The organism is Vibrio sp. 1F263 (genome assembly GCF_041439035.1).
In the GTDB taxonomy this organism is placed as follows: domain Bacteria; phylum Pseudomonadota; class Gammaproteobacteria; order Enterobacterales; family Vibrionaceae; genus Vibrio; species Vibrio tasmaniensis_A.
Map to the genome: position 1 here is coordinate 122350 of NZ_JBGONI010000008.1, position 24322 is coordinate 146671.

The 24322-nt window shown below is 43.9% G+C and carries 21 protein-coding genes; 16 read left to right on the plus strand and 5 right to left on the minus strand.

Annotation, left to right across the window (positions count from 1 at the left end):
* The first annotated feature begins 2 nt into the window (after positions 1 to 2).
* From lpxK to pyrF, 9 genes are all read left to right on the plus strand, one after another.
* On the plus strand, positions 3 to 1010 hold the full coding sequence (gene lpxK, locus ACED25_RS07955) for a tetraacyldisaccharide 4'-kinase (RefSeq protein WP_017101615.1): 1008 nt from the start codon (positions 3 to 5) through the stop codon (positions 1008 to 1010).
* Entirely contained in the window at positions 991 to 1170 is a 180-nt protein-coding gene (locus ACED25_RS07960; protein WP_004736429.1) for a Trm112 family protein, read from the plus strand. Before lpxK ends, ACED25_RS07960 begins: the two co-directional genes overlap by 20 nt.
* On the plus strand, positions 1170 to 1916 hold the full coding sequence (gene kdsB / locus ACED25_RS07965; RefSeq protein WP_009847141.1) for a 3-deoxy-manno-octulosonate cytidylyltransferase: 747 nt from the start codon (positions 1170 to 1172) through the stop codon (positions 1914 to 1916). The genes ACED25_RS07960 and kdsB overlap by 1 nt, the downstream gene beginning before the upstream one ends.
* Positions 1917 to 2194: 278 nt before the next feature.
* Entirely contained in the window at positions 2195 to 2875 is a 681-nt protein-coding gene (gene cmk, locus ACED25_RS07970) for a (d)CMP kinase (RefSeq protein WP_009847140.1), read from the plus strand.
* Between the two features lie 106 nt (positions 2876 to 2981).
* Positions 2982 to 4652, plus strand: a complete 1671-nt coding sequence (gene rpsA, locus ACED25_RS07975; RefSeq protein WP_012604398.1) for a 30S ribosomal protein S1 — start codon at positions 2982 to 2984, stop codon at positions 4650 to 4652.
* A 121-nt stretch (positions 4653 to 4773) separates the two neighbouring features.
* The gene (gene ihfB / locus ACED25_RS07980; RefSeq protein ID WP_010439923.1) at positions 4774 to 5058 is read left to right on the plus strand and encodes an integration host factor subunit beta; all 285 of its coding nucleotides are present in this window, start codon (positions 4774 to 4776) and stop codon (positions 5056 to 5058) included.
* Between the two features lie 129 nt (positions 5059 to 5187).
* Positions 5188 to 5460, plus strand: coding sequence for a LapA family protein (locus ACED25_RS07985; protein WP_012604397.1), 273 nt, complete (start codon positions 5188 to 5190; stop codon positions 5458 to 5460).
* A gap of 12 nt (positions 5461 to 5472) precedes the next feature.
* Positions 5473 to 6648: a lipopolysaccharide assembly protein LapB gene (lapB, locus tag ACED25_RS07990; RefSeq protein WP_009848862.1), complete on the plus strand. Its 1176-nt coding sequence runs from the start codon at positions 5473 to 5475 to the stop codon at positions 6646 to 6648.
* Between the two features lie 122 nt (positions 6649 to 6770).
* Positions 6771 to 7466 (plus strand): orotidine-5'-phosphate decarboxylase, encoded by a 696-nt coding sequence (gene pyrF, locus ACED25_RS07995; RefSeq protein ID WP_009848861.1) that lies wholly within the window; start codon positions 6771 to 6773, stop codon positions 7464 to 7466.
* Positions 7467 to 7573: 107 nt separating this feature from the next.
* On the opposite strand, the gene ACED25_RS08000 is transcribed toward pyrF, so the two are convergent.
* Together ACED25_RS08000 and ACED25_RS08005 are read right to left on the minus strand one after the other, a co-directional pair.
* Complete coding sequence (locus ACED25_RS08000; protein ID WP_012604394.1) at positions 7574 to 8368, minus strand: tRNA-(ms[2]io[6]A)-hydroxylase; 795 nt, start codon at positions 8366 to 8368, stop codon at positions 7574 to 7576.
* Positions 8369 to 8466: 98 nt separating this feature from the next.
* The gene (locus ACED25_RS08005) at positions 8467 to 9231 is read right to left on the minus strand and encodes a hypothetical protein (RefSeq protein WP_009848859.1); all 765 of its coding nucleotides are present in this window, start codon (positions 9229 to 9231) and stop codon (positions 8467 to 8469) included.
* A 322-nt stretch (positions 9232 to 9553) separates the two neighbouring features.
* On the opposite strand from ACED25_RS08005, the gene cysB reads away from it, so the two are divergent.
* Both cysB and ACED25_RS08015 read left to right on the plus strand, forming a co-directional pair.
* Positions 9554 to 10528 (plus strand): HTH-type transcriptional regulator CysB, encoded by a 975-nt coding sequence (cysB, locus tag ACED25_RS08010; RefSeq protein WP_009848858.1) that lies wholly within the window; start codon positions 9554 to 9556, stop codon positions 10526 to 10528.
* A 169-nt stretch (positions 10529 to 10697) separates the two neighbouring features.
* Entirely contained in the window at positions 10698 to 11900 is a 1203-nt protein-coding gene (locus ACED25_RS08015; protein ID WP_122046369.1) for a methyltransferase, read from the plus strand.
* A gap of 191 nt (positions 11901 to 12091) precedes the next feature.
* Here the strand turns inward: ACED25_RS08015 and ald are convergent, their stop codons facing one another.
* A complete protein-coding gene (gene ald / locus ACED25_RS08020; RefSeq protein ID WP_012604392.1) occupies positions 12092 to 13216 on the minus strand; it encodes an alanine dehydrogenase in 1125 nt (374 codons plus the stop codon).
* 156 nt (positions 13217 to 13372) lie between these two features.
* On the opposite strand from ald, the gene lrp reads away from it, so the two are divergent.
* The 5 genes from lrp to serS all read left to right on the plus strand — a co-directional run bounded on the left by lrp (position 13373) and on the right by serS (position 20713).
* Positions 13373 to 13867, plus strand: coding sequence for a leucine-responsive transcriptional regulator Lrp (gene lrp / locus ACED25_RS08025; RefSeq protein WP_004734558.1), 495 nt, complete (start codon positions 13373 to 13375; stop codon positions 13865 to 13867).
* Positions 13868 to 14030: 163 nt separating this feature from the next.
* Positions 14031 to 17171, plus strand: coding sequence for a DNA translocase FtsK 4TM domain-containing protein (locus ACED25_RS08030; RefSeq protein WP_371695039.1), 3141 nt, complete (start codon positions 14031 to 14033; stop codon positions 17169 to 17171).
* A gap of 75 nt (positions 17172 to 17246) precedes the next feature.
* Entirely contained in the window at positions 17247 to 17843 is a 597-nt protein-coding gene (gene lolA, locus ACED25_RS08035) for an outer membrane lipoprotein chaperone LolA (RefSeq protein WP_029222615.1), read from the plus strand.
* A gap of 64 nt (positions 17844 to 17907) precedes the next feature.
* Positions 17908 to 19263, plus strand: coding sequence for a replication-associated recombination protein A (locus tag ACED25_RS08040; protein ID WP_017098146.1), 1356 nt, complete (start codon positions 17908 to 17910; stop codon positions 19261 to 19263).
* Between the two features lie 142 nt (positions 19264 to 19405).
* On the plus strand, positions 19406 to 20713 hold the full coding sequence (gene serS / locus ACED25_RS08045; protein ID WP_371695040.1) for a serine--tRNA ligase: 1308 nt from the start codon (positions 19406 to 19408) through the stop codon (positions 20711 to 20713).
* 110 nt (positions 20714 to 20823) lie between these two features.
* Here the strand turns inward: serS and ACED25_RS08050 are convergent, their stop codons facing one another.
* Complete coding sequence (locus ACED25_RS08050; protein WP_371695041.1) at positions 20824 to 22491, minus strand: response regulator; 1668 nt, start codon at positions 22489 to 22491, stop codon at positions 20824 to 20826.
* A 457-nt stretch (positions 22492 to 22948) separates the two neighbouring features.
* Positions 22949 to 24232, minus strand: a complete 1284-nt coding sequence (bioA, locus tag ACED25_RS08055) for an adenosylmethionine--8-amino-7-oxononanoate transaminase (RefSeq protein ID WP_371695042.1) — start codon at positions 24230 to 24232, stop codon at positions 22949 to 22951.
* Positions 24233 to 24322: the final 90 nt, after the last annotated feature.

Consider the following 24322-nt stretch of genomic DNA (forward strand, 5'->3'; position numbering starts at 1 on the left):
TTGTGATCGAAAAAATTTGGTTTAACAATCACCCATTAAAATACTTTCTCTGGCCGCTATTGTGGCCATTGAGTCTGCTGTTCAAAATGATCAGCGGTCAACGTCGTGATGCTTATCTATCGGGGAAAAAAGAGACCTATCGCCCGCCTTTACCCGTGATTGTTGTTGGTAATATTACCGCTGGCGGCAATGGCAAAACACCGGTTGTGATTTGGTTGGTAGAGATGCTTCAGGCTCACGGCTTTAAGCCAGGTGTTGTTTCTCGAGGTTATGGGGCGAAAGCACCAAACTATCCGTTAGTGTTGGATGAAAACACGCCAGCAGAGCACTCTGGTGATGAGCCTCGTTTGATTCGTAAGCGAACTGGTGCGCCTGTAGCGGTTGACCCTGTGCGCGCAAACGCAGTAAAGGCTTTGCTGAGCGAAGGGGTTAATGTCATCATCACTGACGACGGCCTTCAGCATTATGCACTTGAACGCGATATTGAATTTGCTGTTATCGACGGTGCGAGACGCTTTGGTAGTGAGTGCCTAATTCCTTTGGGCCCATTAAGAGAGCCTATATCTCGTTTAGATGACGTAGACTTTTTGGTTAATAATGGCGGTAAAGCGCACGGGCGAGAGTTCTCGATGTCTTTGCTTCCAAGCCAAGCGGTTAACCTGAAGACGGGTCAGAAAAGGTCTGTGGCAGAATTACAGAAGCTGGTGGCTTTTGCTGGTATCGGTCACCCACCACGCTTTTTCAAAACATTGGAAAACCTTGATGGTGACGTGGTTTACACGCAGGGCTTCGCTGACCATCAAGATTTTGATAAAGATGAACTTCATGCCTTGGCAAAAAAAGGTATGAATATGATTATGACAGAAAAAGACGCTGTAAAATGCGAAGAATATGCGCAAGATAACTGGTGGTATCTTCCAGTTTCTGCGCAGTTTGATGAAGATTCGCAACAGCAAATTTTAAAAAGAATAAAAGAGGTTATGGAATACTATGGATCACCGTCTACTTGAGATCGTTGCTTGCCCTGTATGTAAAGGTAAACTAACTTTTGACAAGGATAAGCAAGAGCTTGTTTGTAAAATTGATCGCCTTGCTTACCCAATTAAAGAGGGTATTCCTGTTCTTTTGGAACCTGAAGCTCGCACCGTTTCAATGGATGAGGGTAAGTAATGTCTTATACGGTTGTTATACCTGCGAGATACCAATCGAGCCGTTTACCAGGGAAGCCACTGGCTGACATTGGTGGAAAGCCGATGATTCAATGGGTATACGAACAGTCAATGAAGGCGGGTGCCGATAACGTTATTATCGCTACCGACGACGCTCGAGTTGAAAAAGCGGCCAAAGCATTTGGCGCGACCGTTTGTATGACATCACCGAATCATGAATCAGGCACTGAGCGCCTCGCTGAAGTGATTGAAGTTATGAAGATTCCAGATGATCATATTATCGTGAATGTTCAAGGTGATGAGCCACTGATTCCACCTGCGATCATTAATCAGGTTGCGAATAACCTTGCGAACAGTACAGCGCCGATGGCAACACTCGGTGTGGAAATTACTCATGCTGACGAAGTGTTTAATCCTAACGCCGTAAAAGTTGTGACCGACAAAGATGGGTATGCCCTGTACTTTAGCCGAGCTACTATTCCTTGGGATCGTGATGCTTACGCGAACAATGGTACAGCTGCTGAATCTCCACTGCTTCGTCACATTGGCATTTACGCTTACCGTGCGGGTTTTATTAATACCTATATCAATTGGGAACCAAGTACCCTTGAGCGTATTGAGTGCCTAGAGCAGCTACGTGTACTCTGGTACGGTGAAAAAATCCATGTAGACGTTGCGGCAGAAGCACCTGCAGCTGGTGTTGATACGCCAGAAGACCTAGAAGCGGTTCGAGCTATTATTGGCTAAGCGTCTTTTAGCGACTACTTCTTTGCTCTACAAAAATGCAAAATCATGAGCCTTGCTTATCGCGAGGCTTTTTTATGCCTAAAGAGAAGCGGATGACAGCCTTATTTATCTAAGTTAACGGATATTGAGTTGGTTGCATGGGTTTCTGTAGCATCACCCCGGAATTATCTGAGATTTACCTCGCTCGACTTGCAAATTTTCTCTATAATATGCCGCCTATAAAGTAGTGGCGAATCGCTAGTACAGAATAAAACTTACGACAAAACGTGGAGTAAAAGATGCCTTCTCAAAGCCCAGTGATTACGGTTGATGGACCAAGTGGTGCAGGTAAAGGTACCCTGTGTATGTTACTAGCAGATAAGCTAGGCTTTCATCTTCTAGACTCAGGCGCGATCTATCGCGTATTGGCTTTAGCGGCAATTCACCATGGCGTGGATACTGAATCAGAAGATGCTTTAGTACCGCTTGCAACTCACTTAGATGTTCAGTTTATCGCTGAAGGTGAGCTAGTGAAGGTTATCTTAGAAGGCGAAGATGTGTCTGGTGAACTTCGTAAAGAAGAGACGGGCATGGCGGCTTCAAAAGTCGCTGCTTTACCTCGCGTTCGTGAAGCACTGTTACGTCGTCAACGTGCTTTTAGCGCAGCTCCTGGTTTAGTTGCAGACGGTCGTGACATGGGAACCGTTGTATTTGTTGAAGCTGAAGCGAAAATATTTTTAGATGCAAGTGCTGAAGAGCGCGCGAGTCGTCGCCTTAAACAGTTGCAACAGAAGGGGTTAGATGTTAAATTTGACGACCTTTTGAGCGAGATCCAAGAGCGAGACGATCGAGATCGTAATCGCCCAGTGGCGCCACTTCGCCCTGCAGAGGATGCTCTAGTGCTTGATTCCACCTCAATGAATATTGAGCAGGTAGTCGAAAAAGCACTACACTATATTGAATCGAAACTGGCTGGGTAATTTCGCCGAGCTAGTACGAACGTTGGTCGCAAGGATGATGACCGGCGAATTTATCAACCCCATGCGGTAGGATACCCATGGACGTTTAATTATTGAAGATTAAATAATGACTGAATCTTTTGCTCAACTCTTTGAAGAGTTTCTATCTGAAACTGAATTCCAACAAGGCAGCATCGTTAAAGGTACTGTAGTAGCTATCGAGAACGGTTACGTTCTTGTAGACGCTGGTCTTAAGTCTGAATCTGCTATCCCTGCTGAACAATTCAAGAACGCTGCTGGCGAACTTGAAGTTGAAGTTGGTGCTGAAGTAGACGTAGCTCTAGACGCTGTTGAAGATGGTTTCGGTGAAACTCAACTTTCTCGTGAGAAAGCTAAGCGTCACGAAGCTTGGATCGTACTTGAGAAAGCTTGTGAAGAAGCTGAAACTGTTGTTGGTATCATCAACGGTAAAGTTAAAGGCGGTTTCACTGTTGAACTTAACGGTATCCGTGCTTTCCTTCCAGGTTCTCTAGTAGACGTACGTCCTATCCGTGACACTGCTCACCTAGAAAACAAAGAGCTAGAGTTCAAAGTAATCAAGCTAGACCAGAAGCGTAACAACGTTGTTGTTTCTCGTCGTGCTGTTATCGAATCTGAAAACAGTGTTGAGCGTGACGAACTTCTTGAAACTCTACAAGAAGGTACTGAAGTTAAAGGTATCGTTAAGAACCTTACTGACTACGGTGCATTCGTTGATCTTGGCGGTGTTGACGGTCTTCTACATATCACAGATATGGCTTGGAAGCGCGTTAAGCACCCATCAGAGATCGTTAACGTTGGTGACGAAATCCTAGTTAAAGTTCTTAAGTTCGATCGTGAGCGCACTCGTGTTTCACTAGGTCTTAAGCAACTAGGCGAAGATCCATGGGTAGCAATCGCTAAGCGTTACCCAGAAGGTCACAAGCTTTCTGGTCGTGTTACAAACCTAACTGACTACGGCTGCTTCGTTGAAATCGAAGAAGGCGTTGAAGGTCTAGTACACGTTTCTGAAATGGATTGGACTAACAAGAACATCCACCCTTCTAAAGTTGTTAATGTTGGCGACGAAGTTGAGGTTATGGTTCTTGATATCGACGAAGAACGTCGTCGTATCTCTCTAGGTCTGAAACAGTGTAAAGCTAACCCATGGCAGTCATTTGCAGAAATGCAAGCTAAGGGCGACAAAGTTACTGGTAAGATCAAGTCTATCACTGACTTTGGTATCTTCATCGGTCTAGAAGGCGGTATCGACGGTCTTGTACACCTATCTGACATTTCTTGGAACGCTGCCGGCGAAGAAGCTGTACGTGAATACAAGAAAGGCGACGAAATCTCTGCTGTTGTTCTAGCAGTAGATGCAGAGCGTGAGCGTATTTCTCTTGGCGTTAAGCAAATGGAAAACGACCCGTTCAACGCATACGTTGCTGACAACAAGAAAGGTGTTCTTGTAAACGGTACTGTAACTGCAGTTGACGCTAAAGGCGCTACTATCGAGCTAATCGAAGGCGTTGAAGGCTACCTACGTGCTTCTGAAGTTTCTCGTGACCGTATCGAAGATGCATCTCTAATCCTAAGCGTTGGCGACAGCGTTGAAGCGAAGTTCACTGGTGTAGACCGTAAGAACCGCGTAATCAACCTATCTATCAAAGCTAAAGATGAAGCTGATGAGCAAGAAGCAATGGCTTCACTGAACAAGTCTGATGAAGGCGCGTTCGGTAACGCAATGGCAGACGCATTCAAAGCTGCTAAAGGCGAATAATAGCTTCTCATTAAGAGAATTATAGCTATCTAGCCAAGAAAGGAGCCGTAAGGCTCCTTTTTTTTTGCTTATTTTTCCTATAGGTCTATAATTTCTAAAAAGAAAACCAACGAGGGTAACTATGACTAAGTCTGAATTGATTGAAAGACTGTGCGCTGAGCAAACGCATCTTTCTGCAAAAGAAATTGAAGACGCTGTAAAAGACATTTTAGAGCACATGGCTTCAACACTAGAAAGTGGTGATCGAATCGAAATTCGCGGCTTTGGCAGCTTTTCTCTGCATTACCGTGAACCTCGTGTTGGACGTAATCCTAAAACTGGTGACAAGGTTGAGTTGGAAGGTAAATACGTTCCTCACTTCAAACCAGGTAAAGAGCTACGCGAACGAGTAAACTCAGGGTTGTAGGCTACTTATCGGAATTAAGAAAAGCGGCATACTATAATGTATGCCGCTTTTTTATGACCATAATATGGTGGTCTGATTAGTAATTTTCCTGCATAATCGTACAGCTAACTAATCAATGAGTGATGAACTATGAAAATTATAAAAATAGTCGCTGTTATCGCACTTTTCCTAATGGCACTGGCTTTAGGCTCTCAAAACCAAACAATTGTGAATTTCAATTATTTGCTAGCGCAAGGTGACTTCCACCTGTCAAGCTTGCTAGGTGTTGTATTCGTTTCAGGTTTTGCTCTTGCTTGGTTAGTCTTTGGAAATATGCACATGCGATCTCAACTAAAAATTCATCGCTTGAAGAAGCAACTCAATAAGCAATCAAAGCAGGTCGCTGCTGAAACTAAAGCTTAAAGGCCATATTTGATGTTAGAGTTACTGTTCTTACTTTTGCCCATCGCAGCCGCTTATGGTTGGTATATGGGTAATCGTAATGCTCAGCAAGAAAAACAAAAGCAATCACACCAGATCTCCCGCCAATACGTGACGGGTTTGAACCTATTACTGTCAGACCAATCTGACAAAGCGGTTGATCACTTCATTGAGTTACTTCAAGTAGACAATGAAACCATCGATACTCACTTGGCTTTGGGCAACTTGTTCCGCTCAAGAGGCGAAGTCGACCGCGCTATTCGTATTCACCAAAATCTTATCTCTCGGTCTGGGCTTACTCTCGATCAAAAAAACCTCGCATTGCAACAATTAGCTAAAGACTATACGGTCTCAGGCTTTCTTGATCGCGCAGAGAAAATTTTTGAACAGCTTGTAGAAGAGCCTGATCATAAAGAAGGCGCTTTACAGCAGTTGGTTGCCATTTATCAGCAAACGCGTGAGTGGAATAAAGCGATTCATTACGGGAATATCTTAGTTAAGCTGAGCAAGAAGAAAATGAAGACGCGTGCGATGGTTGCACACTTCTGGTGTGAGCTTGCGATGCAAGAACAAGCCGACGGCAACCGCCCTAAAGCGCTTCAGCACTTCAAGAAGGCCCTTTCAGAAGACCCTAAATGTGTTCGAGCCAGTATTGCTTTAGGAAAATTCTATTTAGCCAATGAAGATTATCACAAGACAATTACTTATTTAGAGTCAGTTCTCGAGCAAGATATCGACTTCATTAGTGAAGTCCTGCCAACGCTTGCTGAGTGTTACCACAAACTTGGACAAGAAGCGCAGTTGGTCGAGTTCCTTAAAGCGTGTATTCAGAAGAAAGCCGGTGTTTCCGCTGAGTTGATGCTGGCTCAACTCGTTGCCGACCATGAAGATGTTGGCTCTGCTCAAGAGCTACTGACAAAGCAGCTTGTTAAAAACCCAACCATGAAAGGTTTTTATCGATTAATTGATTATCACCTAGAGGAAGCGGAAGAAGGTAGAGCCAAAGACAGCTTAACAACGCTTCAATCTATGGTTGGTGAACAACTCAAGGTTAAGCCTCATTACCGATGCCGTCAGTGTGGTTTCTCAACTCACTCAATGTATTGGCACTGCCCTTCATGTAAGGGGTGGGGAACGATCAAGCCTATTCGTGGGCTTGATGGTGAATAGATTTGTGGTCATTTTAAGACCAAATTATTAATTGCAGCTTTCGGGCTGCATTTTTATGACTGTTATTTATGGCCTGATTGGTATAAATATTTTGTAGAAAGTTAACTGCGTTAGGAGATGAAATGAACGACCAAAAAATCATTGTAGCATTGGATTATGATAACCAAGCGGATGCGTTAGCCTTTGTCGATCGTATTGACCCAGCATCTTGCCGCCTAAAAGTTGGCAAAGAGATGTTTACTCTGTTTGGCCCTGAATTTGTTCGTGAATTACATAAACGTGGTTTCTCTGTGTTTTTGGACCTTAAGTTCCACGATATCCCGAACACATGTTCAAAGGCGGTACGTGCTGCCGCTGAGATGGGCGTGTGGATGGTGAACGTGCACGCGAGTGGTGGCGAGCGTATGATGACGGCTTCTCGTGAAATTTTGGAACCATATGGTAAAGATCGTCCATTGTTAATCGGTGTGACGGTACTAACCAGTATGGAGCAATCTGACTTAGCGGGTATCGGTCTGGATCTAGAGCCACAGCAACAAGTGATGCGCTTAGCGTCTTTGACTAAAAACTCAGGCCTAGACGGTGTTGTATGTTCTGCACAAGAGGCTTCTTTGCTCAAAGGTGCACTTGGTCAGGAGTTCAAACTAGTAACTCCAGGTATTCGTCCTGTAGGAGCTGATGTTGGTGACCAGAAGCGTATCATGACGCCTTCTAAGGCGATTGAGTCAGGTTCTGACTATCTTGTTATCGGTCGTCCAATTACTCAAGCAGCAGACCCTGCATCAGTACTTGCTGAAATCAACGGCACGCTAGCTTAAGCTTATCATTAAGTCGTAATTCCAATAAAGAAGGCCAGCAATTTGCTGGCCTTCTTATAGGTGTACTAAATACAGAATTGGTCTGGAGTAGACTTGTTCTAAACGGCTTAAACCGGAGCGCCACTATGAAACTTAAAGTCGCTGTCTTCTGAAGTGATAAGTTCTGCTTCAACTTGCGCAAAATGAGCAATACGCTCAGAGATATCTTTACCGGCGATTTGTTCTGCGAGTTCAAGATAGTCTTGATAGTGACGAGCTTCTGAACGAAGTAGAGATACGTAAAACTTTTCCATGTCTTCTTCTAAGAAAGGAGCCAGTTTAGCAAAGCGTTCACAAGAGCGAGCTTCAATAAATGCACCAATAATAAGCTTATCAACCAGAGCATCAGGTTCGTAAGTTTTAACTTGCTTGATTAAACCTTTAGCGTAGCGGCCCGCCTCGATCGGTTGATAAGTCACGCCTTTTTTTACCATCAATTCCATCACTTGGTAGAAGTGATGCAGCTCTTCTTTGATCAGCAATACCATTTTATCGATCAAGTCAGCACCGTAATTACAGCCTTCTTTCGCTGTAATTTGCTTTGATACATTACTTTTACCACGTAGAGACTCCAAGTCTCCAATACGACGGTAAGCAAATTGCTCGTAGGGCAAAATCCACTCATTCAGTTGCTTCGCGCTTTCTTTATCTACCGCATATTTACGGATAAGGAACAAAGCACTTTGAGCTGCTTTAAGTTCACAAAGCATGTGATCGCGTAGAATGATATGAAGGTTTTCAGGCTTCTTGGCTTCATCTATCCATGAATCTGGCGTTTCAGCTTTAAGAAAAGAGTGTATAGGGGCTAATAATTCTTGATACATGGTAAGGGCAAGTTTGTTGATAATGCGGGATTTTATCACAGCTTAAGAGATCCCCCTATACGGAGAAAGGAAATTCCACAGGTACAAAAAAGGCCGCTAATTTAAATAGAGCGGCCTTTAAGTGTTGAGTTAGAGCGTTACCATTTTTTCTTCTGACCGAATAGAGCATCCATGTCATCTTCACGCTCTTTCGATTCCATCTGCTGTAAATCTTCTGCGTTTTTATTTAGGCGCTTCTGATCAAGATCGTCAAGCATCTGTTGTAGTTTGTCTTTCGCTTGATTGGAGTATGCGTCGTTTTTAGTGGCTAATGCATCGATGCCTTTGCGCAACAGTTGAATCGCTGTGCCAGGCTGTCCACGAGATATCGAGTCATTTGCACGTTTGATAACATTCTCGATGTTGATGCGAATTTGGATTGTTTCTAAGCGAGCGTTTTCAACCACAAAAGCTTGAGTATTAAAACGTCCTTTATTGTGCTCGTTACGAACCGTGTCACGCAAGCGTTTAACTAGCTTAAGCATCATGATTGCTTGTTTGTCACTACTAGGCATGCGAAAAGCGGTGCTTTCGCCCCCTTGGTGGTTCTCTTTAAGCTGCGTGATTTGTTGCTTTACGCTTTCGATGCGTTGGGCAAGCTGCTTATTTTTAGGATCGAGTTCATACATATTAACTAATGCATCAAGAATTCGATTGTTTAAGCATATAAGAAGATCTTGGCTAAACGGCATGTGGTGAGCATTGCCAATTAACTCTTCTGTTCCATCTATAATGGTTAGATAACGAGAAGCTTCCTGTTTCTTCGTTGTTTCTACCTTAACTTTGTATTGAAGCATGATGTTGTAGCCTAAAACCAACACCAAAAGCACGGCTACCAAGGCGATTATTAAACCAATATTCATATATTTGTGTCTGCTTATTGTTTTCTATAGCTAACTAGAGAGGATACACGATTCCATTGTGTATAGGCACTTGTAAATTACAATTTTTGATTATCTCTTGTTGAGCGCAATCGGCAATCAAAATTTACTAACTAATGTGTGAGAATGAGGAGTGGCTTACAAAGCGTCAGTGATATTTTTATTTGTTACGCTTTAAAAGCTCGATATTTCTGTCATTTTAGTTCTCGAAGCGTTATAACTATTAATTATATTACACGAGACTATAACGCTCTATTTGCAAATAAGTTAGCGCAGAAATGAGTAAAGGATTACGAGGTTAGATATGAAGTTACAGCAACTGAAGTACATTGTTGAGGTTCTAAACCATAACCTAAATGTTTCAGCGACAGCAGAGAGTTTGTACACATCTCAGCCCGGCATAAGTAAACAGGTTAGATTACTTGAAGACGAGCTAGGCATTCAAATATTTGAGCGTAGCGGTAAGCATTTAACTCAGGTTACACAAGCCGGTGAGGATATTATTCGTATCTCTCAAGAGATTTTGGCTCGTGTTGAGAGTATTAAAGCGGTTGCGGGTGAGCACACTCATCCTGAGATGGGCACATTGAATATTTCAACCACTCATACTCAAGCTCGTTATGCACTCCCTGATGTGATTAAAGGTTTCACGGCGCGTTATCCAAAAGTGTCGCTTCACATGCATCAAGGCACGCCAAGCCAGATGTCAGAAGCGGTAGCTAAGGGTACAGCGAACTTTGCGATTGCAACGGAAGCGCTACACCTTTATCAAGATGCAATTATGCTGCCTTGTTATCATTGGAACCGTTCGATCGTGGTAACGAAAGATCACCCTCTTGCACAGAAACGAAATATCTCGATTGAAGATCTTGCCGCTTATTCTCTCGTGACTTATGTATTTGGTTTTACTGGCCGTTCCGAGCTGGATACAGCATTTAACAAAGTAGGCTTAACACCGCGTGTTGTGTTTACCGCGACGGATGCTGATGTGATTAAAACTTATGTTCGGATGGGAATCGGGGTGGGTGTAATTGCAAGCATGGCGATTGACCACGAGCAAGATACAGACTTGGTTGCTATTGACGCGAGCCACTTGTTTGGTGCGAGTACCACAAGTATTGGCTTTAGAAAGGGTACTTTCTTACGTTCTTACATGTTCGATTTCATGGAGCGTTTTGCACCGCACTTAACTCGCCCAGTAGTTGAGCAAGCTATTTCTTTGAAATCGAATGAAGAGATCGAAGAGATGTTTAAAGACATCGACTTACCCGTTCGCTAAGGGTCATAGTCTTACCTAGATTCTCAATTCGGCCTGTTTACAGGCCGTTTTCATTTAAGCTCATTTGTGGTTTTATTGCTGGTAGGTTGTCTTTATACAACCTCAATTTGTAACCTTCCTTTCCATTTAGGCCTCTTACCCCTACAATCATCGCACCATAGGGGGAAGCATGCATTCACGATTCAAAATACTCGATTCATTTTTGCTAGAGCACCAGATTTACTGGCGTTCAGAGCCTTTTCACCTATGCCAAACTCACGATCAGCCATGGACAGACGTGAACCTTCCACTTGTCGATTGGTTAGATGGTTTGAGTATTGAACGCATTCAAACGCTAAAAGAACAGCCTCAAGTTCTGATTTCGGAACTTATGCGTTTTCTCCCAGAGTTAGGGAATGCCAATCAACACATCCAGTTTGATAATTCGGCTTTAGTTGGGCTTGATCTTCCGCGCGGTACTGCCGATGGTATCCCCGGCAGAAAGCTGCAACAAATTGTCGCGATGGGAGAGGCTTCATTAAAAGAGCATCATGGTAAAGAGTGGCTTGAATGGTGTTCTGGCAAAGGCTTTCTCGGTCGAATCTTATCTCAGCAATCAGATCAAAAGGTCACTAGCTTTGAGTGGCAACAGTCACTGTGTGAAAGCGGGCAAAAGATTGCAGATGACCAGAAACTAGAGATGGACTTTGTTCAAGGTGACGCGTTTTCAAAAGATGCAGATCGGGTGTTTAACTCAAACCAACATGCTGTTGCTCTTCATGCTTGTGGTGACCTTCATGTCGAATTAGTGAAAAAATCTGTTTCACATGGGCTTCCTGCAGTCACCATTTCTCCATGTTGCTACCACCTTATTCGCGATGAAAGCTACCAAGCGATGTCATCCGTTGCGAAAAGCTCAGCATTAACGTTGAGCAAGAGCGACTTAAGAATCCCGCTTCAAGAAACTGTCACTGGTGGTGAAAGAGTAAAAAGACACCGTCAGTTAGAAATGAGTTACCGATTAGGCTTTAGCCAACTACTTAAGGGTGAGCTTGGTGTCGACGAGTACATTCCTGTACCAAGCATCAAGAAATCGGAGCTATCCGCAGGCTTTGAATCATTTTGTTGCTGGGCATCTGAAGTGAAAGATATATCGCTGGGTTCAGATATTGATTTTGACTCTTATTTAATTCAAGGCGAAGCGCTTTTCTGGGAAATGGAAAAGCTGAGTTTAGTTCAACAAGTCTTTAGAAGACCTTTAGAGGTATGGTTGGCCTTGGATCGTGCCATTTATCTGCAAGAACAGGGTTATCAAGCTTCGATTGAAGAGTTCTGCGAACGTAGTGTAACGCCAAGAAACCTATTGATTCATGGGGTTAAGATCGAGCGCTAGCGGTAAACAGCACTGGTACGTGTTTTGACGATCTAGCATCATGAATGCAAAATAAAGTTATAAATACAAAAAAATGATAAATACAAAAAAGCCAGCGCGACATAATGTCGTACTGGCTTTTTGTTTAATGTGTCTGAATTAACTGAACGCTTCAACGAGAAGGTTATTGCGTTCAGTTAGCCATTACATCATTAGTTAAACATCGCGATTGCTTCTGCAGGCGCTACGTATTCTAGGTCAAAGCTTTCTGCAACTTCTTTACAAGTCACTTTACCGTGGATTACGTTTAGACCTTCTAGGAAACCTTCATCAGATAGAAGTGCTTCGCGGTAACCTTTGTTCGCTAGCTTAACAATGTAAGGAAGTGTTGCATTGTTTAGTGCGTAAGTAGAAGTACGAGCAACGGCACCTGGCATGTTAGCAACACAGTAGTGAACTACGTCATCAACGATGTAAGTTGGATCGGCATGAGTTGTCGCGTGTGAAGTTTCGAAACAACCACCTTGGTCGATTGCAACGTCAACAACTGCTGAACCTGGCTTCATCTTAGCGATGTGATCTTTTGTAACAAGTTTAGGAGCGGCTGCGCCTGGGATTAGTACTGCACCAATCACTAGGTCTGCTTCTAGAACATGCTTCTCAATAGCGTCTTCAGTAGAATAAACCACTTTTGCGCGACCTTGGAATTCTTCATCAAGACGACGAAGCGTATCTACGTTGCGATCAAGAATGGTTACGTCTGCACGAAGGCCAACAGCCATACGTGCTGCGTTAGCACCAACAACACCGCCGCCAACAACAACAACTTTTGCTGGCTCAACACCTGGAACGCCGCCAAGAAGAAGACCACAACCACCGTTAGATTTCTCTAGTGTTTGTGCACCTGCTTGAATAGACATGCGACCAGCGACTTCAGACATTGGTGCTAATAGTGGCAAGCGACCCATATTATCTGTTACAGTCTCATAGGCTACGCAGACAGCTTTGCTCTTGATTAGCTCTTCCGTTTGTGGAAAATCTGGTGCAAGGTGTAAATAGGTAAATAATATTTGCCCTTCGCGAAGCATAGCTCGCTCGACAGCTTGAGGTTCTTTAACCTTTACAATCATTTCTGCTTTCGCGAAAACGTCAGCAGCAGTAGGAAGAATGGATGCGCCTACAGCGATGTAATCATCGTCTGAAAAACCGATACCATTACCGGCATTGGTTTCTACAAAAACTTGGTGGCCGTGTGAGATTAGTTCTCTCACGCTAGCTGGGGTCATACCAACGCGGTATTCGTGGTTCTTGATTTCCTTAGGTACGCCAATGATCATCCTGACTCCTCATTTTATTTTGGTTGTTTTATCTATGTGTAGGGTAATTCTGTCGAATTAATATCTAGTATAGATATGTTTAAGTAAAATTTGATACTGAATATTAAAAAGTTGTAGTATATTTTTTTGCAAGGAAGTAATAAGGTGGAATAAAAAATGGCAGACAATTATAAGAAGCCGTCCAAGGAACTAGATCGTATTGACCGCAACATTCTTAATGAGTTGCAAAAAGACGGTCGTATCTCAAACGTTGAACTCTCAAAACGAGTAGGACTTTCTCCAACTCCATGTCTTGAGCGTGTTCGTCGTTTAGAGCGTCAAGGTTACATTACTGGGTACACAGCATTGCTGAACCCACAGTACCTTGATGCTTCACTTTTAGTGTTTGTTGAAATTACGTTGAACCGTGGTGCGCCAGATGTGTTCGAACAATTCAACACCGCTGTGCAGAAACTGGATGACATCCAAGAGTGTCATTTAGTGTCGGGTGATTTTGACTATCTTCTAAAAACACGTGTATCTGATATGGGTGCTTACCGTAAGCTACTGGGTGATACGTTACTTCGTCTACCAGGCGTAAACGACACTCGAACTTACGTTGTAATGGAAGAAGTGAAACAAACCAATCAACTTGTGATTAAAACTCGTTAATCACAATTGGTGAAATGAAAGAAAGCGGACATTTGTTCCGCTTTCTTGCTTTCTGGAATTGGGTTTTTCTGTTTGATATGGTTAAATCAACAGTAGTTTCATTGAAACGAGCGGCTATTGCCGCTCGAGATGTTTTTATCCCGTTTAATTATTAAGTTGGTTTATGTTCAAGCAGAGCAGTAATAAAGTAGAAACAATCATTAAAACGAGTGAAGAGCCTCAGTCTCCTCGTTTAAGTGGTTCTCAACGTCTAAAAGAGTGCAGCCTAATTCTAGGTGTTCTCTTCTCTATTCTACTTGCCGTTGCGTTATTAACTTTTAGCCCTGCTGACCCATCATGGTCGCAAACGGCTTGGGGTGGTGATATTCAAAATGCAGGAGGCTACGTAGGTGCATGGTTGGCGGATACGCTTTTCTTTGTGTTTGGTTCTTTAGCTTATCCTTTACCTATCTTGGTGACGGTTGCTGCGTGGGTATTATTCCGTAAACGTAATGAAGATGAGCAGATCGATTTCATGCTGTGGGGTACTCGTTTACTTGGACTGACTGTCCTTATTCTTACTAGCTGTGGTTTAGCGGATATCAACTTCGATGATATTTGGTACTTTTCATCTGGCGGTGTAGTCGGTGATGTATTAACAAGTCTTGCGCTTCCAACGCTGAACGTTCTGGGCAGTACGTTGGTTCTTCTTTTCTTATGGGGAGCTGGCTTTACCCTATTAACGGGCATTTCTTGGTTAAGTATTGTTGAATGGTTAGGCGAGTGTGCAATCAAATTCTTTACGTCAGCCGTTAATAAGGCGCGCGGCCAAGATCAAGAGCTGCTTGAACCTCAGTTAACAGAATCGGCAGACCGCGATTTAATCGAAGAACGTCATCAAGAGCCGAGTTACCGTGATGTTCCTGCTTTAGAAGATAACAAAGAATCAAAAGAGCATGATCTACTAGATCCTGCGATGAGCTTCTCAGCGACCAATGAGTCTTCAGATAAGACTGAAGAGTCGTTGGACAATACAGCAACACCGAAGCGCCATTATAATATTCATATGCCAATAGAAGCGGCCGTTAAGCAAGATGCTTCTGTTCATGAACAACCTCAGGTTCAGCCTCAAGCTATAATTGAGCCAGAACAGTCGATCTCGGCAGTTCCTACTTACCAACAGCCAGAAGAGCCTTTGGAAGAGGGTGTTGAGCGCTCGAAGCAGTTGAATGCAACGATAGAGCAGCTAGAAAATGCAGCAATGTATGAAGATGATCTAGCGGCTCAAGAGCAAGTTGACGCACATGAATCTCAGGTTGCGTATCAACAATACATGCAAAACGAACAAGCGGAAGTTAGTCCAACTCATAGTGACTTTGATAGTGCTGAAACAGCAACGGATAGTTCCTCTGAAGTCGAGGGTGAACTCGGTGCAGAAGACGTTCAGCCTGAATCTTTATATGCTTCGCCAGTGGATGAAACAGAAGAAACAATCGAAGACGATTCTTCTGTGCAAGCATCTCCGTTTGATATGGCGGAAGAGCAAGATGAACAAGCTTCAGTGTTCCAACCTGTATCGATTGAAGATGTTAATACTGAGCAACAAGAGCCTTTCTCTGCCCAACAAGGTAATGCTGAGTTTGAGCAAACTAACGAACAAGCTCAAGAGCAGGCTGTTGAGCTTCCATGGGAAGAGGTCACGGAAGATGAGTCTGTGCACCAAGACCAAGATGTAGCAGCATTCCAAAATCTGGTATCTGAAGCGCAAGCGAATATGGCGGCGACACAAAACCCGTTCTTGGTACAGCAAGATGTGAATTTGCCCAAACCTGCCGAGCCATTGCCAACACTTGAGCTGTTGTTCCACCCTGAAAAACGTGAAACCTTTATTGACCGCGATGCACTAGAGGCGATTGCTCGTCTTGTAGAATCGAAGCTAGCGGACTACAAGATAAAGGCAGATGTGGTTGATATCTTCCCTGGCCCTGTCATCACTCGATTCGAACTCGATCTGGCTCCTGGCGTGAAAGTGAGCCGTATTTCTGGTCTTTCTATGGACTTAGCGCGTTCACTTTCTGCATTGGCAGTACGTGTCGTAGAGGTAATACCGGGTAAACCTTATGTTGGTTTGGAATTGCCGAATATGAGCCGTCAAACCGTATTCTTCTCCGATGTGGTAGGTAGCCCTCAGTTCCAAGAAGCGACGTCACCAACGACCGTTGTTCTAGGACAAGATATTGCAGGTGAAGCGGTTATTGCTGATTTATCGAAGATGCCACACGTACTGGTTGCAGGTACCACCGGTTCTGGTAAGTCGGTGGGTGTGAACGTGATGATCTTGAGTATGCTTTACAAGGCATCGCCTGAAGACGTTCGTTTCATCATGATTGACCCGAAAATGTTGGAATTGTCTATCTATGAAGGTATTCCACATCTATTGTCTGAAGTCGTTACCGACATGAAAGATGCGTCTAACGCCCTTCGTTGGTGTGTTGGCGAAATGGAACGTCGTTATAAACTGATGTCGGCACTCGGTGTTCGTAACATTAAAGGCTACAACGACAAATTGAAGATGGCTGCGGAAGCGGGTCACCCAATTCATGATCCTCTGTGGAAACCGGGCGACAGCATGGACCCTGAAGCACCATTATTGGAAAAACTGCCTTACATCGTAGTTGTCGTCGATGAATTCGCCGATTTAATCATGGTAGTGGGTAAGAAAGTTGAAGAATTGATTGCTCGTTTGGCACAAAAAGCACGTGCGGCGGGTGTTCACTTGATCCTAGCGACTCAGCGCCCGTCAGTGGATGTTATTACGGGTCTTATTAAAGCCAATATCCCGACACGTGTAGCCTTTACTGTATCAACCAAAACGGACTCTCGAACGATTCTTGACCAAGGTGGTGCAGAATCATTATTGGGTATGGGTGATATGTTGTACTTGCCACCGGGTTCAAGCCACACAACTCGTGTACACGGCGCATTTGCATCTGATGATGATGTACATGCGGTCGTGAATAACTGGAAAGCACGCGGTAAGCCAAACTATATTGAAGAGATTACTAACGGCGACCAAACCCCAGAAACACTGTTACCAGGTGAGAAAATGGAAGGCGATGAAGAAGTCGATCCTCTGTTTGATCAAGTTGTCGAACACGTTGTCCATTCACGTCGTGGTTCAGTTTCTGGTGTGCAACGTCGATTTAAGATCGGCTACAACCGTGCCGCACGAATTGTTGAGCAATTAGAAGCTCAAGGTATTGTCAGTGCTCCAGGACATAACGGTAACCGAGAAGTCTTGGCGCCCGCGCCACCAAAAGATTAGTTCCAATAGGAACTCATAACTATTCAGTCGGTCAAAACCAAAACATAACCGACTTATGTTCTAACAGGATTATTGATGAAAAAAGTATTCGCACTTTTATTTATGAGCTTCTCAGTATTTGCTTCTCCGAAAGAAGAGTTGAGTAGCCGCTTGTCTCTGAATGCAGGTTTTAGCGCTGACTTTAAACAAGTTGTCACCAGCCCTGACGGTGATGTTGTGATGGAAGGCGAGGGCACAGTAGAGATTGCACGCCCTAGCTTGTTCCGTTGGGAAACGACTTTCCCTGATGAAAACCTATTGGTCTCTGATGGTCAAAGCTTGTGGTACTACAGTCCGTTCATTGAACAAGTGAGCATTTACTGGCAAGAACAAGCCACATCGCAAACGCCATTTGTATTGCTGACTCGTAACCAAGAAAGCGATTGGGACAACTACAACGTCGCGCAAACGGGTAACCAATTTACGCTAACGCCAACGGCTGTGGACTCTAATCAGGGCGATTTCCAGATTAACATCACCGAGAAAGGCATTGTTCAGGGCTTTAATGTGATTGAACAAGACGGCCAAAAAGGTGAGTTTACCTTTAACAATGTTGACTTAGGTAAACCTGCTGCTGACCGCTTTACTTTTGTGGCGCCGGAAGGTGTCGAGGTCGACGACCAAAGAAACTGATCCAAACTGGCAGATCGTTTGGTAGTAAGTCGATAGGTATTGATGCCATCAACGAATCAAGAGATTGCAATTGAGTAATTACAGCTTAGATTTTGCAGGGGACGAAGATTTTCGTCCCCTTGCTGCTCGTATGAGACCTGAAACTGTTGAACAGTATATTGGTCAGCAGCATATATTAGGTCCAGGTAAACCCCTTCGCAGAGCGTTGGAGGCGGGCCATATCCACTCCATGATTTTATGGGGGCCTCCGGGCACCGGTAAAACCACGCTGGCAGAAGTGGCAGCTAATTACGCCAATGCAGAAGTCGAGCGCGTGTCAGCAGTGACTTCGGGTGTAAAAGACATTCGTATCGCCATTGAAAAAGCGCGTGAGAACAAGCAAGCAGGGCGTAGAACGATTCTATTTGTGGACGAAGTCCATCGCTTTAATAAAAGTCAGCAAGATGCGTTCTTACCTCATATCGAAGATGGCACGGTTACGTTTATCGGCGCGACCACAGAAAACCCTTCTTTTGAGTTAAACAACGCTTTGTTATCACGTGCGCGTGTCTACAAACTGACTTCGCTTAATACTGAGGATATCTCCCTCGTCATTCGCCAAGCCATTGAAGATAAACAGCGTGGCTTGGGTGATGTGTCGGCTGATTTTGCTGATAACGTATTAGATCGTCTTGCGGAGCTGGTCAACGGTGATGCACGTATGTCGCTCAACTATCTAGAGCTGCTGTATGACATGGCGGAAGACAACGACAAAGGCGAGAAAGCGATAACATTGCAGTTGTTAGCTGAGGTGGCTGGTGAGAAGGTTGCTCGTTTCGATAACAAGGGTGATATTTGGTACGACCTAATCTCCGCCGTTCATAAGTCGATTCGAGGCTCTAATCCCGATGCTGCGTTGTATTGGTCGGCGCGAATGATTGCAGCGGGTTGTGACCCTTTGTATATAGTAAGACGCTTGCTGGCGATTGCTTCTGAAGATATTGGTAATGCTGATCCAAGAGCAATGCAGGTCGCAATGTCGGCTTGGGATTGCTTCACGCGTATTGGCCCAGCAGAAGGGGAGCGTGCGATTGCGCAGGCGGTTGTCTATCTAGCGTGTGCGCCAAAGAGTAACGCTGTTTACACGGCTTGGAAGCAAGCCTTAACGGATGCTCACAACCTTCCTGAATATGAAGTCCCTCATCATTTACGTAATGCACCCACAACTTTGATGAAGGACATGGGCTACGGGCAAGAATACCGTTATGCTCATGATGAACCAGGTGCCTACGCCGCTGGAGAAAAGTATTTGCCGCCTGAAATGGGCGAAACACAATACTATTTCCCAACAAAACGAGGCTTAGAGACCAAAATTGGCGAGAAGCTAGATTATCTGGCGGATTTGGACGCAAAAAGCCCACAAAAACGCTATGAAAAGTAGTCTTTTTTGGATATCGTTACCTAGTCATAAAAATTCAATTAAATCGTTACAAATTGGTCGAAATAGCACCAGTTTTAGGGGTTTAGCAGTGATTCAGTAGCAATCTACTGAATATTCAAATAACTAAAGCATAGGATTAGCAATGCTGGATTCTAAATTACTTCGAGCTGAGCTGGATGAAACAGCGGCAAAATTAGCACGTCGAGGCTTCACCCTTGATGTAGAGACAATTCGTGAACTTGAAGAAAAACGTAAGTCCCTTCAGATGAAAACTGAAGAGCTACAAGCGTTACGTAACTCTCGATCGAAGTCCATTGGTCAAGCGAAAGCAAAAGGCGACCATGAAGAAGCTGAGCGTATCCTTGCAGAAGTAGGCAACTTAGGCGCAGAACTAGACCAAGCTAAAGTAACATTGGCTGAGCTTCAATCTGAGCTAGAAACGATCACAATGTCGATTCCTAACCTACCTGACGCAGAAGTGCCAGATGGTAAAGATGAAGACGACAACGTAGAAGTTTCTCGTTGGGGTCAACCTAAGACTTACGACTTCGAAGTGAAAGATCACGTGGATCTTGGTGAAATGTCTGGCGGTCTTGATTTTGCTAGCGCAGTTAAAATCTCTGGTTCTCGTTTCATCGTGATGAAAGGCAAATTCGCGCGTCTACACCGTGCTATTGCTCAGTTCATGCTGGACCTTCACACTGATGAGCACGGCTACACAGAAATGTACGTACCGTACCTAGTGAATCACGATAGCCTATACGGTACTGGTCAACTTCCTAAGTTCGGCGAAGACTTGTTCCACACAAGCCCGCTAACTGAGCAAGTAAGTGATGTACCTCTTAAGACACTATCGCTTATCCCTACTGCGGAAGTACCGGTAACGAACATGGTTCGTTACACGATTACTGATGAAGCTGAACTGCCACTTAAGATGACAGCTCACACTCCATGTTTCCGTTCTGAAGCGGGTTCTTACGGTCGTGACACTCGTGGTCTTATCCGTATGCACCAATTCGACAAAGTTGAATTAGTACAAATTACTAAGCCAGAAGACTCAATGGCAGCGCTTGAAGAGCTAACAGGTCACGCTGAGAAAGTACTTCAACTTCTAGAGCTTCCTTACCGTAAAGTGATTCTATGTACGGGTGACATGGGCTTCGGTTCTGCGAAAACTTACGACTTAGAAGTCTGGGTTCCAGCACAAGAGACATACCGTGAAATTTCTTCTTGTTCAAACATGTGGGATTTCCAAGCGCGTCGTATGCAAGCTCGTTTCCGTCGTAAAGGCGAGAAGAAACCTGAACTTGTACACACACTTAACGGTTCTGGTCTTGCTGTTGGTCGTACTATGGTTGCTATTCTTGAGAACAACCAAGAAGCAGATGGCCGTATTGCTATCCCAACAGTACTTCAACCATACATGGGCGGCGTAACGCACATCGGTTAATACCAATTTAGGTTCATCGAATTTAGATTAGTCTATCTCGTTAGAATTGTTAAAAGGCTTTGCTGTAATGGCAAAGCCTTTTTTGTATGCGGACGTTGTTTAAATAGAAGCTACATATATGAGAAGGCAGCCTCGGAAGTATTGTTTGCTTGTTTCCAGGCCAAATCTGCTTGCTTACATGCCAGAAGCGCCTTTCGGTAATAGTTTTGATAGTTGTTTTGTGTCAGCTCATCAATCGTATAAAGCTGCGTGATCACTTCGTCACATTGCTTGATGATGGTTAGCACTTGTTTTGCACCCATTGAGTCAGGCCAAATAACAGAGAGCAGTTTTATCGTATTCATACATACGTTCTTGATCATCGGACATCGTTTATGAATATCTAAGTAAGTCACAAGCACCTGTTTGTAGTCTGACTTTGCTAGTTTGATGCCGATATTCTTCTCTTTGAGCCAGTTCATTTTTGCGGTGTTGCGATGTTTCAACTCAGTGCACATCGTTATCTGACTTGAAACCACTGTCTCGCTCGCTGTTTTCACTATCAACATGCTGCAACGGTTTTCCGCAATTTTAAACTCGTTTTCACAACTCATCCTATCCAATAACCATGCATGGTGATAAATCACAGGGAAGGCATCAAAGTCATTCTTGTCGTGCAATGCGGTTAGTATAGTGACTGCTTTTTGATATTGGTTAGCTTCCATCGCGATGTGAGCTGCGATAAGTGCTAAGTCAGTTTGAAGCCCTGATCTTGCCTCGGTAGGGATCTTCGAAATTAAGTAGTTGACGTGACCCAAATTTGCTTGCTTATCGATGCCATCTGAGGCGCAATAGAGCAAAAATCGTATATGATTTAGCTTCATATATAGGTTGTCTCGAAAGGTGTCCTTATTGATTTGCACATGGTTTTGGTAGTGGAATAGCGCTGTTTTAGTATCATTAACCGATAAGCATAGATTTGCGATTGCCAGTTCTCTCTCAGAGTTACCTGGTGTTAGTTTACTCGCTAACTTGAAGTGAGCAATGGCTGCCGGAACCTTATTGCTGATCAGGTTTACTTGAGCTGCTTGGTCTCGATACAAAGTGCAGGTTGGCGCAGAATTGATCAAACTTTCAATCATCGACTGTGCTTCGCTAAGCTGCCCCAAATTCGCAAGGCTGTTTGCTAATCCTGCTTGAGCCCAATCAAAACTGCCTTCATCTATCGCTTTCTGATAGACATTCTTGGCTTCCTCGTAGAGCTCTAGTTTTGATAGAAAGCTCCCTCGAAATTGCTGGATTGTTGCGAAGTATTCGGGATGAAACGCGGCAAGCCCTTCGCAATGCTCTAGGCCCGCTTCATAGTTATTTTCTCTCTCAGCCTTATAAATGTCTTGTAAAATCAGCTTCTTCCTTAAGGAACTGGTGATGCGCTGTTTTAGAGTTTCGCGGTTAAACGGTTTTAACAAATAGTTGTCAGGTCGTAGTTCAAGGATAGGGCGTATCGATAGAGCTGAATTTTCACCTGTAACAAGAATAAATATTCCGTCATCTTTTAATCTGTTGGCTTGCTTCAATTCTTCAAATAGCTGTTTGCCGTTGATCGTGTTACCAAAGTTGTAATCACAAATGATGACATCAAAAGTTGTGTCATTCGTGATGGTCATTGCAACACGAGGTGATTTCGCAATGGCAATCAAACGTTCTGAAAAACCAATATGAACCAGCATGTTACGAATAGTTGATAACACTATCGTTGAGTCATCAATGATAAGTGCATTTAGTTGGGTTAATTTCATGCTTACTTTAAATTATTTACTGACGTGAATTACGTAGCTATTGCGGATTGTCTTGATGTCTTGCACGACCGACAAAACAAGAAGCGTTAGGTTTCTACGAAGTTGATATAAGCCTTCGCTAGAATTGGATTCTTTTTTTGCGAATATTTTTATCTAATAGGAGTTAAAAATATTGGCTAATTTGATTCTGAGATGAACTCGAATAAGGAAGGTCATTCATTATATTCAGTACCAAAATGGCGCGTATTTTATGACGGCTTTTTACCCGATAGGTAACACTCTTTTGCTAATTGTTTTTATGGAGAGGATTAAATTTATTTGTGGGGTTTTTCGAGTTCAAATCAAAGATAAAACAATGGCTTGGGGTGTGTTTGTTGGCTGGTTTTTCACGTGAAGGATAAGCCGCCATTAGTATTTTATGGGCGGCTTATAGGTTTTCTAAATGATGTTTGTTAAATCAACTTGGTTTGAAGCAAGCAGATTGTTGGAGGGCTTTATCAATAGATGAAACAAGTTGTTCGATGTGCTCAGCCTTGCTAATGAAAGGAGGCATCATATAAATCAACTTCCCGAACGGACGTATCCAAACGCCTTGTTCAACAAAGTGAGCTTGGATGGTTTCCATATCGACAGGTGTGTGGGTTTCAACGACGCCAATAGCGCCCAACCAGCGAACATCTTTGACAAGAGCATGCTTGAGTAGAGGCGGTAGTAACTCAGAAAAGAGTTGTTCAATCTGATGAGTCTGATTTTGCCAATGACCTTGCTCTATGATGGACAAACTTGCCGCACCTACTGCACAAGCTAAAGGGTTGCCCATGAAGGTTGGCCCGTGCATAAAGCAGCCTGCTTCACCGCCACATACCGTGTCAGCAACTTCTTTACTCGCAAGCGTCGCTGACAATGTCATATAGCCACCAGTTAAAGCCTTGCCTACGCATAAGATGTCCGGTTTGACATCGGCATGCTCACAAGCGAACAGTTTCCCTGTGCGGCCAAACCCGGTTGCAATCTCATCCAAAATAAGTAATACGTTGAATTCATCACACAGTAGGCGAACTTGTTTTAGGAACTCAGGGTGGTAGATGCGCATGCCGCCAGCGCCTTGAACGATAGGCTCTAAGATTACGGCGGCAACCTCTTCATGATGGGCTGTGAGTTTCTCTCGAAAGCTATTGATGTCACTTGAATTCCAATCATCCCAAAAGCCTGTTTTTGGCGAATCAGCGAAAATATGTTCCGGTAAAAAGCCTTTGTAGAGGCTGTGCATCGAGTTGTCAGGGTCGGTCACTGACATCGCCGCAAAGGTATCACCGTGGTAGCCATCTCTTAGTGTGAGGAACTTTGAACGAGGTTGTCCTTTAGCGTGCCAATATTGCAGTGCCATCTTGAGACTAACCTCTACGGCTACTGAACCTGAATCAGCCAAGAATACGTGCTCGAGATTATTTGGTGCTAGGTTCAAAAGTTTCTTACATAAATCGATAGCAGGCTGGTGGGTGATACCTCCAAACATAACATGCGAAACCTTATCGATTTGGCTGTGAGCTGCAGCATTGAGCTCTGGATGATTGTAGCCGTGGATGGTTGACCACCAAGAGGACATACCATCAATAATTCGTTTTCCGCCCTCTAATTCTAGGTAAACGCCGTCTGCGTTAGTGACTGGGTAGCAGGTCAGAGGTGTCAACGTTGATGTATAAGGATGCCAGATATGCTGGCGGTCAAAGGCGAGATCCATAGTAACTTCCATTCTTGGTGCGGTTAAAAAATAACCACATGTAAACTTTTGATATTATCAATGTGTTGACAGTCTAAAGCTTGTCGGTAG

Coding starts and splice junctions, on each gene's coding strand:
- ACED25_RS07960 (WP_004736429.1), top strand. CDS start 991: ATGGATCACCGTCTACTTGAGATCGTTGCTTGCCCTGTATGTAAAGGT.
- ACED25_RS08030 (WP_371695039.1), top strand. CDS start 14,031: ATGTTCAAGCAGAGCAGTAATAAAGTAGAAACAATCATTAAAACGAGT.
- ihfB (WP_010439923.1), top strand. CDS start 4,774: ATGACTAAGTCTGAATTGATTGAAAGACTGTGCGCTGAGCAAACGCAT.
- ACED25_RS08050 (WP_371695041.1), bottom strand. CDS start 22,491: ATGAAATTAACCCAACTAAATGCACTTATCATTGATGACTCAACGATA.
- kdsB (WP_009847141.1), top strand. CDS start 1,170: ATGTCTTATACGGTTGTTATACCTGCGAGATACCAATCGAGCCGTTTA.
- lolA (WP_029222615.1), top strand. CDS start 17,247: ATGAAAAAAGTATTCGCACTTTTATTTATGAGCTTCTCAGTATTTGCT.
- ACED25_RS08015 (WP_122046369.1), top strand. CDS start 10,698: ATGCATTCACGATTCAAAATACTCGATTCATTTTTGCTAGAGCACCAG.
- rpsA (WP_012604398.1), top strand. CDS start 2,982: ATGACTGAATCTTTTGCTCAACTCTTTGAAGAGTTTCTATCTGAAACT.
- serS (WP_371695040.1), top strand. CDS start 19,406: ATGCTGGATTCTAAATTACTTCGAGCTGAGCTGGATGAAACAGCGGCA.
- pyrF (WP_009848861.1), top strand. CDS start 6,771: ATGAACGACCAAAAAATCATTGTAGCATTGGATTATGATAACCAAGCG.
- bioA (WP_371695042.1), bottom strand. CDS start 24,232: ATGGATCTCGCCTTTGACCGCCAGCATATCTGGCATCCTTATACATCA.
- cysB (WP_009848858.1), top strand. CDS start 9,554: ATGAAGTTACAGCAACTGAAGTACATTGTTGAGGTTCTAAACCATAAC.
- ald (WP_012604392.1), bottom strand. CDS start 13,216: ATGATCATTGGCGTACCTAAGGAAATCAAGAACCACGAATACCGCGTT.
- lapB (WP_009848862.1), top strand. CDS start 5,473: ATGTTAGAGTTACTGTTCTTACTTTTGCCCATCGCAGCCGCTTATGGT.
- lrp (WP_004734558.1), top strand. CDS start 13,373: ATGGCAGACAATTATAAGAAGCCGTCCAAGGAACTAGATCGTATTGAC.
- cmk (WP_009847140.1), top strand. CDS start 2,195: ATGCCTTCTCAAAGCCCAGTGATTACGGTTGATGGACCAAGTGGTGCA.
- ACED25_RS07985 (WP_012604397.1), top strand. CDS start 5,188: ATGAAAATTATAAAAATAGTCGCTGTTATCGCACTTTTCCTAATGGCA.
- ACED25_RS08005 (WP_009848859.1), bottom strand. CDS start 9,231: ATGAATATTGGTTTAATAATCGCCTTGGTAGCCGTGCTTTTGGTGTTG.